Raw genomic sequence first — 13,225 nt, 5'->3', positions numbered from 1 at the left:
CCCATTTTCGATCATTTTCGGGTAGTTTTTCTGCTCTGACAGGTATATTCTAACCAATTACCCTCACTCGGGTACAGGGTTTAGCGCGTTCACAGGGAATTCCTTCGCCATGCTCAATTACTCAAATATAATAGAAAAATGTGCCAAAGAGCGAATTAATAGACGAATACCAAATGGTCAGCCAGTGAATGCCGAGGTGCTACTCAGTACCATGTTCAGATATGCGTCTTCTGAAATAAGAATATATTCTGGCGGACTAAACGACCGCGTCTATGGAACAGATGGATTGATCGAAAGCGCGAGCAAGTTTTTATCTGATCCGTACAGTACACTGCAAATCCTATTGCAAACTTCTATGACGCCCCACGACTTCGAGAGTCTTCGGCTTGGGCAACTAATCAACTCGTTGCGAGACAAAGAACGGCACGGGTGTGTCGAGGTTAGAAACGCAATTGGCAATTACGCCTCGTCTGCTGCAAAGCATTTTGCAACAATGGATTACACCGGTTTCAGATACGAGTTTAATCATCAGGCTTGCGAAGCCATTGCGAACTTCAACGAGCCCGACACTGCAGACAAGTTAAATAGAGCATTCGATAGAGCATTCAAACTTTCCGGAACACCTAATCGGGTTTTAGAAATAGGGCGTTGTTTGTGACGCCAGATGCTTTGAATTCGCTCGCTGAGGTGGGCGTAGGGCTCAATTTGGCGTTCAGTCTCTTAAATTCCATCAGAAACCTTATCTTTGATTTATTTCAACGTGTGTTTTCCAGCCAAGAGGAGAGAATAATCGCTGCTCTCGAAGAAATCATGCAAGGAACTGGCAATTGCTCCATAGGAACTGAACCGGATGAAAGTGAATCAGTTACCAATCTTCGCCACTTGCTCAGTGAATTAAGAATTAAATATCGTAAACACTCGGAGTTAGTGATAAAAATAGCTGTAGTGCTGGCTTCTGTTATATCTATGGCCTTGCTATGGTTTCTAGCAGAAGCGTCCACTATGAATCATGAAATACCGGAATATTGGGCATGGCTTACGTTATTTCTAGTTGTCTTCCCTCTCGCATTTACGTTTCTGCTTCATTTCATAATTCTTTCTTTTTATTCAACGAGGATGTGGAAATATTCCTATGGCTTCGATATCGTTGCAGCAATGGTGCGTCGAGTACGGAAGCCGATTGAACCGTTAGACCCAATGAACGAAGAAATGGAAAGCGAAGATAACATTGAACACGAAGATACAGATGTTAAATAATACGGACTGCATCAGTCCTTTATCACGTAGCGACAAACTAGAGTAACTTCTGATTTCACCAGAAAATATTTATCACATCTGCTGCTTAGCAAGCTAAAGACTCAAATCATCAGCCGCACAACGATAAGGACCATCAACATCAATTTCCGATACAGCCTTGCCGTTCTTTCGTGGTTTATACGATTTCCCACTTCCATCGACCGGCGTAAAATATAGATTACATCCCCGCATTTGCCGGATACCGAGGTCTTCCACCTCTGTCACTGCCTGATAAAGCAATTGGTGCAATTCTTCTGTTGTGATAATGCCGTTGAGTTTTACTTTCATGGAATGGGTTTGGGGATATCTTAGACAAAGCGCCATATCCCCACCTTCAAACAGATTTATTGATATTAATTACCATTTTTACCAGCAACACCTGAAGGAAGCGTAAAGAATCAATAAAATGCCCGGTAAATACCGGACACGTCGTTACAGCCTTGCGGGTGGTCGAAGGTAAGCCCCCGGTTATTCTATCGAGGGCTTGGCTGTGAGATTAAAACTCATAGGCATTGGTGACGATAACCTCACGCTCGATTTCCTCGATCTCGCTGTTATAGCCCATGTCGCGGGCGATGGCTTCGTAGTCTATGTAATAGCGCAGGCTCTCCGGTATATCAGTGGTTTCTTCGATCAACTCCCGTGCGTAGTCCTCAACCGATCCATAGTAGATCGCAACGTATCGATACCGGGTGAGCGCTTCGTCGAGGGAGAAGCCCCGATCCAGGAGGAAACAGAGTTGGTCGGTTTCCATGCTGTCGAAGTTTTCAAGTTCCTCAAACCAAAGACCGACGGTGGCCTGGTCGATCCCAGCGGCCTTCGCCAGACGGGAGAGCCCACATTCACCATCAATGTACTGGATTTCTACTTCTTCGCACCCTCCGGCGTTTAGCTTTTCCATTCCGGCCTCGAAGTCCTCCAGGCTGTCGAAGTAAAATCCGGTGTGTTCGATTGAGTAAGGCTGGGCGAAGAAAGTGGTCATGTTCGTATCTCCTGTTTTTCGTGAAATCGGGGTTTCACGGCAGGCAGCAGTCATAAGGGGAAGCGGAAAAGTCCGAAGACCATCAAAATTGGCGCGGCCCGCAGGCACGAGGACACGGGTTTGATGGTCGTAGCCAAAGGGAAGACTTGCAGCGCCCCGGCTGATGCCAGAGTTGCCACACTAAATATTTCACGGAATCAGGGAGGTATGAGGCATAAACACAGCGCTATTCAGTCAGTTACCTCCAAAACAGCGGTCTATTGACAGGCTGCTCTCCTAAAGAGGATTGGAAGAAGTTATGAAACGCCGAAAAAAGATGGAACCCGACTACGCCTTCATTGCGATAAAGGTGGATAACTATTCAGTACGGGCTGATGCGGGGATAAATTCGAGCCTGCTGGGTTCGCCGCGTCTTATCGACAACGAAGAGGAACCCGTACACGAGTTCGAAACCAAGCTGGAAATCACCGGCCTTTGCACCGACCCGGAGGACCGGGCCGGTCACCGTTTCGAGATCAGCATGTACGGCGCGCCGGATATAGATCAGCGGACGCCCCGGATCAAAGACCTTCGTGAGCGCAACAATGAAGGCGATTATCGCTACCGGACATACAGGGGCCGGGAATACCTGGTCTACGCGTCCCCGCCGCCCGTTGCATACATTGACAAGGTCCGGGGTGAAAACCGGTGGATCACATGGCTATGGGTGAGCCCGCGTATGGTTTCTGACAGCCTAATCATTCTATCGGGTAGCAAGCCGGTCTACATCTCCCTCCATGAGATCAAGGAAGGCCGCAAGCGCTGCATCCAAAACCTGACACTCCAGACAACCGACCCGGCTGAGGAATAAATGCTCTGGGCATGCTCTTAGTGCGGTTTCTGGCTACCGGTTCATCGAGATAACCTGTCACCAATTACGCACCTGATAATCCAGCCACAACCAGCGGCCTTATCGAGCGTCCTGTTCTTAGCGACAGTAAGCCATACATCTGCAAGCGTGCACATCCGTAATGGGTCCACGCATCTCCATACATTGCGACCATAGGTGCAGATCATGACCTCCTGCGCACGAGCGGCCTTACGAAAGGTCGCGGTGGTCGCGGCCTCCTAAATCAGGAGGTAAAAAATGGAACTTGTTACACGATTTGAACTGGCAGCCAAAAATGAAACCGGGCTGCGCACATTACTCAGAGAGGCATTTAACACCCTTGCTAGTAGTGAACCTAAAAGCCAAAAGCGCAGAAACGCCCTGGCATCTATCGAAAATATTCAGAGTGAACTGGCATCAAGGGCGTTATGCCCTTGATACAGTTTATACTCTCTCACTTGCTCACTTACTTTTGATTGGCTTCCACGATAAGTATAAGTTATTCTTGGCGTAGGAGGATACGTGAAAGAAGATCTATCAAAATCAGAAGTGATCAATAACCTAGCAGAAGACATCGTTAGAAATATCGATGCGGCGGAGCCTATCCGCACTGAGTTAGCAACAAGCCAACGGATTATTGCACGTGTCACAGATGGGATTTATCGTGAACCCTGGGCAGCATTTCGAGAGTTAATCGCAAACGCATATGACGCTGACGCAACTAGAGTGATAGTAAAAACTGGTGCGCCAGATTTCGAACAAGTAATTGTTCGTGACGATGGGCTTGGTATGTCTCCAGAGACTGTTGCCTACATACTAAAATCCATTGGGGGAAGCTCTAAACGGACACATGCTGGCGAAAAGTTTCATACTGTCTCTGAATCAAATAATGAATGTAGTCCAAGCGGAAGGCCACTGATTGGCAAGATCGGGATAGGTCTATTTGCTGTTGCGCAGCTGACCCAACATTTTCAAATTATTACTAAATCTGCTGATAGCGACATCCGAACTTCAGCTACGGTTAAGTTGCGAACTCACGACGAGGAGAAGCGCTCAGGAGGGGATGATGAAGAATATGTCGCGGGAGATGTAAGTATCAAAAGCGAACGTGTGCAGCCTAATGAAAGAGATACACACGGAACGACCATAGTTCTCTACTCTCTTCGGCCAGAAATACGTCGAATCCTGCAAAGTAGACAACGTTGGCTAACAGCACAATCCGAAGGGCCCGATGGTAAACCGGTTAGAGAAGCTCCAACTTACCATATCGGAGCGTTGGAAAATCAAATACCCGGATATGATGAGGGTATTGATGCGAACTTGCCTTGGAATAACAAACAGGACTCACTTACAAAGTTTGAAGGCTTAGTAAAGAGTGCCTCAGATGTTTCAGATTTCTCGCGTGCGCCGGCCAATCTTGAACACTTTGACGAATACCTCAGATTGATATGGCAATTGAGTTTATCTCTTCCACTTGAGTACATTAGAAATCATCCATTTGATATATCAGGCAGTTCAGGCCTACTTTATTATGAAATACCTGAAAAAGGAAAATCAGTAGAACTGCTAGAACTTCAAGATACAGACACTCCTCGTACTGCATTAAAGCTCACATCTGTTACTCGCCCCGCAGGACTTTCTTTTCAAGTCTTGGTTGATGACGTGGAACTAAGACGGCCAATCGATCTACCTTTTAATCTAGCAAGGCCATCACGAATTCCTGCACCAATGCTAATGGTAGCCAGCGTAAATGATGCTTTCACAGACAAAGAACTCGTTAGAGCTGGTGGGCAACTATCATTTGAAGCCTACTTATATTGGAATAGTAAAATAATTCCAAAAGAGACCTCTGGTGCTCTAATTAGAGTTCGTGAAGCAAGTGGCACCTTATTCGATCAATCATTCTTGAATTACCAGATTTCAGAACAAAACAGGTTGTCTCAAATTACAGCAGAAATATTTGTTAAAACTGGTCTAGATGGTGCAATTAATATCGACAGAGAGTCCTTCAATTACAGTCATCCTCATTTTCTATTTATACAGAAATGGTTGCATCGAGCGCTGCGATTAATGATCAATCGTAATAAAGGAATAGCGAAGCAGAATTTAGATCGTGAGAAAGAGACAAAACAAATAGACTTGGAACAGTCTCGAATGTCCACTGCAGTCAAAGTATGGGAAGAGCAAAGGGGGGAAGACGCTGACCCCCCTATTACCGAATCTGAACCGTCGGAACCCACTAGAGAAGTAGGTGGTGTAAAAATTGATTGGAATAACAAATCCAAGGAAGATGCACCTTTAAAAAACGAAACGCCTTCAAAGGCTTCTGCAATAGCGATTGTGCTTGAAGCTTATGGTGTGCTTAGCCAATTAAGCTCTTCTCAACGGTCCGCACTAATCAAAGATATCCTAAGAGTTTTAGAAGAATAAAAAATGACAGAGGACGTTGAAGACATCGAAGACTTTGGCGAGTCTGTCTTGCCAGTAGAGATTGAAGAACCAGCCGTGCCAGTTCCCCTAAACGAACTAATGCCTTGGCATCACCCTAGGAAGCAGTATGTTCGTGAACAACAGTGGCAGCTGTATACAGAGAGATTCATCCAGCGTTTACGATCACAACACACTCTTCCTGGAGGGATGGTAAGATACTTAACCCTACCTGGAATTGATTACTTTGACGTCGAAATACTAGGCAATACAATTAATAATCTTGGCCTTAGATTAGAAGCTACAGGTTTCCATGCAGAAACAGAAAAAGAAACAATCCGTGCCAGATCACAGTTTAGAGCAGACGGCCTGATAAAGAGAGGTGTAATAGAAGATACTTCTATTACATTTCCTTATCGGTTTGAAGAACTGGCCCATGAAAAATCTCAGGCGTACAGAGAAATAAAAGCGCGCTCTCCTTTCCAGGTTGTAAATATAGATGCATGTGGTTCTGTTGCTAAACCTACAGCGAAGCAACCAGATAGAATAATAGATGCGATTTATAAGCTATTAGAACTACAATTTTCTAGATGTGGTACTAATTGGATTCTATTTCTTACTACTGATGCTCGAAATGACAATCTATCTGAAGAAGTTAGGAATGCACTAATAGGGGCAATTCGCCAAAACTCACGTGAGTCTGAGGAGTTTGCTATGGGTGCAATAGAAATACTTACAGACGATAATGAGCACGATATCGAACAGGCACTTACTCATGCCGATTCTAGCAACGATCATTTTCTTTCAATGTTCAGTTTAGGGTTTTCGAAATGGATTTTGCACCTAGCTAACGCTGCTGAGTGGGATGTAAAAAGTCGGCAGTTTTATTGCTATTCCACTCGCCCCGAAGAGGATGATACGCCATCTATGGCATGTCTAGCATATGAATTTTGTCGTCGACCAGTTGTTATGATAGACCTTTTTGGTGCTGTTAACCCTCAGCGTACCACAGAAATGGAACAGGTTGATTTCTCGATGCAAGCTCTTCAGAGAGCTCAAAATATGGATAACTTAGATAGAATTCTGCAAAATCGTTTAGAGCTTAAAAACCAATATAAATTGGCACAGAGAGAAATGTTGGTTAGAGCGGGTTATCAAGCAGCTGCTCTAGAAGCATTTGACGAAAAATTTTCGTAACCCATCACTTTTTGAATGGAGTTCGCAACAGCTTTTGCAAGTGGTGGGGGGACAGCTTCACTCACCTGGGTTATTTGATCAGAAAGCGTTCCTAGTAATTCAAAGTCATGTGGAAATCCTTGCAATAACATGGCCTCATACACGCTTAACCTTCTATGCCCCCCCGGGTGGACATGAACTTCGCGATGCCCGTACGAGACAGTGTAACTAGGTTTATCCCAATTAAGGACTTTGAAGCTTCTTCCACCAGATCGTACAGCCTTCAAAGAGCCGTCGAAAAATTTTTTGGACTTTGGTGTCATGCACAAGTGATTTAAGTGCGTACTTGATCGGTGGCCTTTACTGAACTCAGAAAAATGTACCGGTTCCTCCAAGCCAAAAATCACATCTCGCACAGTTTTTGACAGAGAGAGTTTTTGAAGCCCTGTCCAATCTCTTGATGACCTTTCTGAATTGATCGCAACGAGAATGAGCCGTTTTCTATATTGGGGCACGCCAAAATCAACAGCATTGGTATTCTCAATAAAAACATCGAAACCCTCTTGTTCTAGTCGGTGAATTTCACGTTCAAGAAGGCGCCCCTCTTCAGCTTTTGCCACTTCTGTAACATTTTCCATTACTATGAAATCTAATCCACTTCTGAAGCGATGAATCCTTAATGCCAGATTGAAAAACTTACGAACTAATTTTGTTCTTGGATCATCATCTTTGCGATTAGAATTACCCCTACTAAAACTTTGGCACGGTGGGCCGCCTACCACACCGACTGGATCAAACCTAGCTTCATACAATCGATCCAGGTCTTCCAGCTTTAAGTTTGTGATATCAATTTGATGTGCGGGGTTATGTTCCCGATTATGGTTATGGGATTTGACAGCTGCATGCCTCAAATCGAACGCAAGCCCTGTATGAAATCCAGAGGTCTCAAATCCCAAGTCCAATCCTCCGCAACCAGAAAAAAGGCTGAGTATCATTGGGCGACCAGTGTTCAAAAATCGTTCTTGCATCCCCCATGCTAACATGTCGCGTCAAAGAATATAAAGCTAAATCAGCCCTACTGATAACAATCATTACTCATACGCGAAAAAATCAATATTTTTATGAGATTTTGAAGGTTTGCTTAAGGTCAAACCGGACCTACCAATGCACAGCAGGGGTACTGAACGCCTTGTCAACTCCTACACATTTGACATGCAAAAAGGCCTAGTAGCCGCATCCAAGGACACCTCCTTGGTCGTCATCCACTTGGCGCAACAGTGGTCGGGATTGAGCGGAGAAACGCTCACGGCATCCAAGCGGCGGACGGTTGGTCGAGGGGTCCAGAGGGCTATGACATGCCCTTTGTCGATGGGGGTTCCAAGGGGGAGAGCTGAAGTCCCCCACTTGGCCATGGGGTCTTGGGGCATCCCGGAGGCTCTCCAAGTGGTGATCGAACGGACCACCCCGTTCGCTGGCGCGGAAAGGCTCAATGCCTTGAAAGCGCCACATCAGCTCTTGTCTGAGGATGACGGCAGCGCCTCATGCGAAGCTTAGAGCGGCCCAGAGGGTGCACGGGAGAACGGCCAGTGATCTCCCTGCCAAGATGGTATGGAATAGAAATATGCTGCATCGCAGCATTTTGTATTACATACACATCTTGCGCGCGCGTGGAGCGGAATCGCCTGTATTACGTATTACACTGTCTTTTGTTTTACATCTCTTCTCGTAAAAGAAGTGGTTTAAAGCACAACGGACATAACAACCGGACTATTGCGACCTTTAACCTAAATTTGATATTATGTATTTGTATGAGGCTTCATCTCTGGGGTTGGTGATATCAATTCTGGCTACGTGCGTGAATTCGCTTTGAAGCAATTTAAAGTCTTCAGCATCTTCAAGAGATCGCATAGAAACAGACTTAAATACATTCATATTTTTAGATTTTTCTGCGCAATTGCTTTCGAATGTCGATATTGAGCCATGCAATTTACCCGTTTGTTTATTGTTCTTTATAATAAAAAAACCAAGGTAATGGTTTTCATCCTCCACCATCTCCTCTTCCGATAAATTATCAATGTCCATAGAGTAAATTATTGATACCTTGTTGTATTTAATAGATGTCAGTTGCTTGCTAGTCCACACCCCTCTGACTATTGGTTTATTGTTGTAGGTTCCAAAATACCAAGCTTTGCCTTTTGCTGTGAGACGGTTGGTTTCATGATCCATCTTCACATGGAATACGCCGTATGCATCGATCCCTTTAAAGTTCCGAAAATAATACACCCAGACACCTATATATTCTAAAGGCTCATCGACAGGAAGGAGTTTTATAGCTGAACGCATGCTGTCCCACTCCCTATCTAAGAATACTTGGTCATTTTCAGACAATATCGCACTATGGGGTGTGTCCGACATATTCAGAATATCATGCTTCATAAGCATGCAAGGTGACATCGCGGAAGTACCCAAAGACCATGTGTCATGAAAAATAATGCCATATTTTGTCCCTTTTTCATATTCTCCCTTCGGGCTAGATAATATAGCGATAAACTTTTTCTCTTCGCGATCTTCTGGCGGTGCTCCAATAATGACTAAATACGATTCAATTTTTGTTGCGATCGTATCGTAAGTTACGAGATCATTCACATCATTATTAATTGGACTTGGAATTGAAACATCAAGACTAAACCTTGTGGCATTATCTGTGGTTACACAATGTCTCATCCATATGCGAGCTCCTTTGCTAATGGTGGCGTTGTAAAAGTAAAATTCTTTTCCAAACATATTGGGGTTCAACAACTCTATACCGGAGGGTGGGCAGCGAAATACAAATTGTTTCATATAAAACATCGCATCTGGAAAGAGGTCTGTGATCGTTCTAATAAATAACTTTAGTGACACTGCAATAACCAGCAAGCCTAGCAACCCAAGTTCAATAAACAACAAAAAGTCTTTTGCATTAGAAAATCTCAGGTAAAGATTTGGATATACTTCTTTGTTGATTATCCCATCTAAAACAAGAGTGCTGCCTGCTGTGATTAACAGTAAGACAATTAGCACTAGTCCCGGCCATAAGAAATCTTTTATCAGATCGAACCAAATCTTTGCACTATTGGCTTTCATTCTTCCTTCCTCGCTTAAATAGTTCTTGTCTGAGTGTGTCTTGGTGTGATATGTGAATTACTGGTTCTATGCATGAAGGAGGAGTCAAGGAGGAAAATAGATGAAACATGGAAGTAAAGAGATTTCATTTGCCGCCGGAGGTAGTGTCGGAATTGGTCTAGCGACAGGTGAGATTATGGGAAGCATGATTATTGGGGGGTGCGCGGGAGCTTTAAGTGCGGTATTCACTTGTGTAGTTTTATCTTCTAAAGTAGAACAAAAGCCATTTGTGCTAGGTGGTGTTGCAGGAATGGTAATCGGGGCCGTATTTGCATCGACAGTACCCGTAGTAGCGGAACATTTAGAAAGCAGTTTGAAAGATGTTTTGGTTTCCAGATTCTCCTTAGTTTCAGAAACAACTACAAGTAATAAAGTCTTACAGGGGACAGCAGTAAAAACTATGGACCGCATACTTCTACCTCAATAGGATTTCGTTGTGGTTTGAATAAAACACTCCTTAAATAGATGTAGATAGACCTGTAAATATACTTACGGCAATGACTATCAGTAGTGAAAAATCTTCGATCGCCTTTGTTTTCATCTTTTTTGCTCACCTTCATTGCTTTCAAACAGTTCCAGGCCTTTGTTTCTACGGGGCATGGCCCCAAAAAATATAATTATCGCAAAAAATTGGTTGGCAATGCATTATGTTGGAGGAATATCCTGGTGTATTCTTGCGATAACTTAGTGTGGCCTATCGCTAATCTTGAAAATAAGTAGAAAGCTGTTAAAAAACATCCGCTTATAACGGATCGTATCTGAGTGTGGCCCTCAGGTCACGAAACAAACATTCCCCCACGAGGGGCAAAACACCTGATGGGAATAGGCATATTTTGTTCCAGACACTGCACTACATTTTGCCAGTGGTGGCATTTTATCTCATTTAATGGGTTTAATGGGATTTTGTTACCACTTCAGCTTAGAAATACCACAGCGTGCTCAGCATTGAAAAGCTGAGAAATATGTTCTGAGAATTCCGTATTGATCTATGACGGTTCGATAGCTGAGAAACGCTGGATGGTCAATTCCATGATGTGGCGCGAGACCGAAGCTTTCATCGCCTGGAATCGTGGATAGCGCCAGATTGTGAAGCACTGAAATCCTAAAGAATGCGCGAAAAATAACATCACCTCCAGTACGTGAGCGTTCAGGTTGGCGCCCTGACCGCACATGACACACTACTAGTGGTCTACGCTAACCGAAAAAGTTGTAGCAATATAGCATTACTGACCAAGTCATCGTTTTTGTACTACAAACACCGTATTACAACCGGCATTATGTAGTACATCTGCGATTACACAGAAAACAGTGCCACTACCATAAACTGTTTCTTAACGCTTTTCCTCTACCCTGTTACCTATAAAGCGCAAAGGGTTATATGGAAACAGCATGGGGAAAATGGGACTGACGGACACTTTCAACCTGTTCAATGCCGCGCCAACAGAGATGGGGCGGCTGGCGTACGCTAGCACAGTTTCCGGTATTAATTCATCGCATAAAACGGTTAATACGACCCATTCCGAAAAGAAGAAAAGGGACCGGGAGGATGCGATCAGTGACCTAGCGGAACTTGCCAATGAAACCATCCGCCAGTCTTATGAACGTTTCCAGGCGACCTATGATGACGTTACGGCTTTCTATGATGATGCCGATGACCGGCTGGATTATCTGGAAACCCAAATCAATGCTCAAATCCAGGGTATTGAGAGCCGGACAGAATTACTGACCGGTGCCAACGGGGCTGCGGTCTATCAAGATGAACAGGGCGTCTTCTATACCGTACGGGACGGCGAACGGATGGCCGTGACCGACGGAGAAGAATTGGAGGCACTACGCGAGCAGGTGAATTCTATAAAGGCCGACGGTCAGGTAGTCCGCACGGAAGCGCAGCAGGATAGACTTGTTGAACTGACCGTGCTCTTGACCGAGGCCCTGGATTTACGGGGTGATGTGCGGGACAACCGCCAGGAGGCCGATACACTGAAAGACAACGTTGAAGATGATCCTTCCCAGGCCCCGGAAGCGGAAGAGACACTGCAATACGGGCGGGATGATGTGGAACAGCGGTTGGAGGAACTGGAGCAGAAAGTCGAAGGGCTGGATGCAAACGGCAGACGCTTCAATCAACAGCACTCATTTGATCAGACTCCCGACGATTCTGTTATTAATAAACAGATGTCATCATTACCGGACAAGGCTCCGGCAGCCGGGTTCGATCTCTCTTAAGTTTGATTCCAACCGGACACGATCTTTTCCCTTGGCTTTCCGCTTTCCATCTGCTACGCAGGATGGCATGAACAAGAGCCAAACGATCATCCCGATTGAGCGCATAGCGGAAAAAATCTATCTCATCCGTGGTACCAAGGTCATGCTGGATGCCGATCTGGCAGTATTGTATGGTGTCGAAACCCGCGTACTCGTTCAGGCGGTCAAACGTAATATCGAACGTTTTCCCCAGCACTTCATGTTTCAGTTGGATAAGGAGGAGTACGACTTTTTAAGATCACAAATTGTGACCTTAAACCCGGCAGGCCGTGGGCAACATAGGAAATATCTGCCTTACGTTTTCACTGAACAAGGCGTTGCCATGTTATCGGCGGTATTGCGGAGCAAGCAGGCCGTTCAGGTCAGTATTGCGATCATGGACACCTTTGTTCGACTGCGTGAAATCCTGGCAACCCATAAAGACCTGGCCCGAAAAGTGGAAGAGCACGATAAGCATATCAGCAATCTCTACGCGCATGTCGAACGCCTTCTGACGCCCCCGAAAAACAGGAAAAAACCCATTGGCTTCATCTGGCCCGAAGATGTCGATGACACACAATAGGATGTTTGCATACTCTCGTATGAATAAACGCTTATCGCCTCATGGGTAAAGCAGGACAAAATTCCTTCGTAATCATATGTGCTACAAGCTGTTGCGCTTTCCAATCGAGTCCCTTTTTTGCGGCGACTTTCAGAAACCCCTTGGTGTTATAGAATTGTTTTCGTCCCGCTTGGGTATCAAAGTTATATAGGTCCGAGACACATTCAGCGCGGTACAAGTCCTCATGAGCCAGCTTGCGCATTACGACCCGTCGCGTTTCCGCAATTAATTCGAACTGCGCCATCCCATCCATCGCCATATATTCCGGCAGGGTCTTCCACTCGATCCCGGTTTCTTCCGCGCAAGCTACAGTACTGTGGAAAACTGTCAACGCAAGCAAAATAACGATTGATTTCATGGCCTGACCGGCCCCCTATAAAAACGAACGTTTTTGTTAGGATTCCTGTAAATTCCGCTCAGAAGCCGGATTCAAGATTGGAAATACGAA

The 13,225-nt window shown here is 45.0% G+C and carries 15 protein-coding genes; 9 read left to right on the top strand and 6 right to left on the bottom strand.

The window, feature by feature from the left end; all coding sequences use genetic code 11:
* The first annotated feature begins 109 nt into the window (after window positions 1–109).
* Together AB8516_RS00530 and AB8516_RS00525 are read left to right on the top strand one after the other, a co-directional pair.
* Window positions 110–658 (top strand): hypothetical protein, encoded by a 549-nt coding sequence (locus AB8516_RS00530; RefSeq protein WP_369157015.1) that lies wholly within the window; start codon window positions 110–112, stop codon window positions 656–658.
* The gene (locus AB8516_RS00525; RefSeq protein ID WP_369157013.1) at window positions 655–1,257 is read left to right on the top strand and encodes a hypothetical protein; all 603 of its coding nucleotides are present in this window, start codon (window positions 655–657) and stop codon (window positions 1,255–1,257) included. Before AB8516_RS00530 ends, AB8516_RS00525 begins: the two co-directional genes overlap by 4 nt.
* Before the next feature lie 93 nt (window positions 1,258–1,350).
* Here the strand turns inward: AB8516_RS00525 and AB8516_RS00520 are convergent, their stop codons facing one another.
* Window positions 1,351–1,584, bottom strand: coding sequence for a hypothetical protein (locus tag AB8516_RS00520; protein WP_369157011.1), 234 nt, complete (start codon window positions 1,582–1,584; stop codon window positions 1,351–1,353).
* Window positions 1,585–1,792: 208 nt separating this feature from the next.
* Window positions 1,793–2,278 carry an antirestriction protein ArdA gene (locus AB8516_RS00515; RefSeq protein ID WP_369157009.1) on the bottom strand — a complete coding sequence of 162 codons (486 nt, stop codon included), beginning with the start codon at window positions 2,276–2,278 and terminating at the stop codon, window positions 1,793–1,795.
* A gap of 298 nt (window positions 2,279–2,576) precedes the next feature.
* Here AB8516_RS00515 and AB8516_RS00510 point away from each other — a divergent pair, with 298 nt between their 5' ends.
* The 4 genes from AB8516_RS00510 to AB8516_RS00495 all read left to right on the top strand — a co-directional run bounded on the left by AB8516_RS00510 (window position 2,577) and on the right by AB8516_RS00495 (window position 6,770).
* On the top strand, window positions 2,577–3,128 hold the full coding sequence (locus tag AB8516_RS00510; RefSeq protein WP_369157007.1) for a hypothetical protein: 552 nt from the start codon (window positions 2,577–2,579) through the stop codon (window positions 3,126–3,128).
* A gap of 276 nt (window positions 3,129–3,404) precedes the next feature.
* Window positions 3,405–3,584: a hypothetical protein gene (locus tag AB8516_RS00505; RefSeq protein ID WP_369157005.1), complete on the top strand. Its 180-nt coding sequence runs from the start codon at window positions 3,405–3,407 to the stop codon at window positions 3,582–3,584.
* An 84-nt stretch (window positions 3,585–3,668) separates the two neighbouring features.
* Entirely contained in the window at window positions 3,669–5,576 is a 1,908-nt protein-coding gene (locus tag AB8516_RS00500) for an ATP-binding protein (RefSeq protein WP_369157003.1), read from the top strand.
* Window positions 5,577–5,579: 3 nt separating this feature from the next.
* Window positions 5,580–6,770: a PP_RS20740 family protein gene (locus AB8516_RS00495; protein WP_369157001.1), complete on the top strand. Its 1,191-nt coding sequence runs from the start codon at window positions 5,580–5,582 to the stop codon at window positions 6,768–6,770.
* On the opposite strand, the gene AB8516_RS00490 is transcribed toward AB8516_RS00495, so the two are convergent.
* From AB8516_RS00490 to AB8516_RS00480, 3 genes are all read right to left on the bottom strand, one after another.
* The gene (locus AB8516_RS00490; protein ID WP_369156999.1) at window positions 6,728–7,777 is read right to left on the bottom strand and encodes a DNA cytosine methyltransferase; all 1,050 of its coding nucleotides are present in this window, start codon (window positions 7,775–7,777) and stop codon (window positions 6,728–6,730) included. The genes AB8516_RS00495 and AB8516_RS00490 overlap by 43 nt on opposite strands.
* A 196-nt stretch (window positions 7,778–7,973) precedes the next feature.
* The gene (locus AB8516_RS00485; protein ID WP_369156997.1) at window positions 7,974–8,258 is read right to left on the bottom strand and encodes a hypothetical protein; all 285 of its coding nucleotides are present in this window, start codon (window positions 8,256–8,258) and stop codon (window positions 7,974–7,976) included.
* A gap of 270 nt (window positions 8,259–8,528) precedes the next feature.
* Window positions 8,529–9,872, bottom strand: a complete 1,344-nt coding sequence (locus AB8516_RS00480) for a hypothetical protein (protein WP_369156995.1) — start codon at window positions 9,870–9,872, stop codon at window positions 8,529–8,531.
* Between the two features lie 100 nt (window positions 9,873–9,972).
* On the opposite strand from AB8516_RS00480, the gene AB8516_RS00475 reads away from it, so the two are divergent.
* The 3 genes from AB8516_RS00475 to AB8516_RS00465 all read left to right on the top strand — a co-directional run bounded on the left by AB8516_RS00475 (window position 9,973) and on the right by AB8516_RS00465 (window position 12,738).
* A complete protein-coding gene (locus AB8516_RS00475; protein WP_369156993.1) occupies window positions 9,973–10,338 on the top strand; it encodes a hypothetical protein in 366 nt (121 codons plus the stop codon).
* A 962-nt stretch (window positions 10,339–11,300) separates the two neighbouring features.
* Window positions 11,301–12,137, top strand: a complete 837-nt coding sequence (locus tag AB8516_RS00470) for a hypothetical protein (RefSeq protein ID WP_369156991.1) — start codon at window positions 11,301–11,303, stop codon at window positions 12,135–12,137.
* 67 nt (window positions 12,138–12,204) lie between these two features.
* Window positions 12,205–12,738 carry an ORF6N domain-containing protein gene (locus tag AB8516_RS00465; RefSeq protein WP_369156989.1) on the top strand — a complete coding sequence of 178 codons (534 nt, stop codon included), beginning with the start codon at window positions 12,205–12,207 and terminating at the stop codon, window positions 12,736–12,738.
* 31 nt (window positions 12,739–12,769) lie between these two features.
* On the opposite strand, the gene AB8516_RS00460 is transcribed toward AB8516_RS00465, so the two are convergent.
* The gene (locus tag AB8516_RS00460; protein ID WP_369156987.1) at window positions 12,770–13,135 is read right to left on the bottom strand and encodes a hypothetical protein; all 366 of its coding nucleotides are present in this window, start codon (window positions 13,133–13,135) and stop codon (window positions 12,770–12,772) included.
* Window positions 13,136–13,225: the final 90 nt, after the last annotated feature.

Origin of the sequence: Candidatus Thiodiazotropha sp. LNASS1 (assembly GCF_964212655.1) — a bacterium.
Taxonomy (GTDB): Bacteria; Pseudomonadota; Gammaproteobacteria; order Chromatiales; family Chromatiaceae; genus Thiodiazotropha.
Note: the sequence above shows the minus strand (reverse complement) of the source record. Positions and strands in the feature narration are given on the sequence as shown.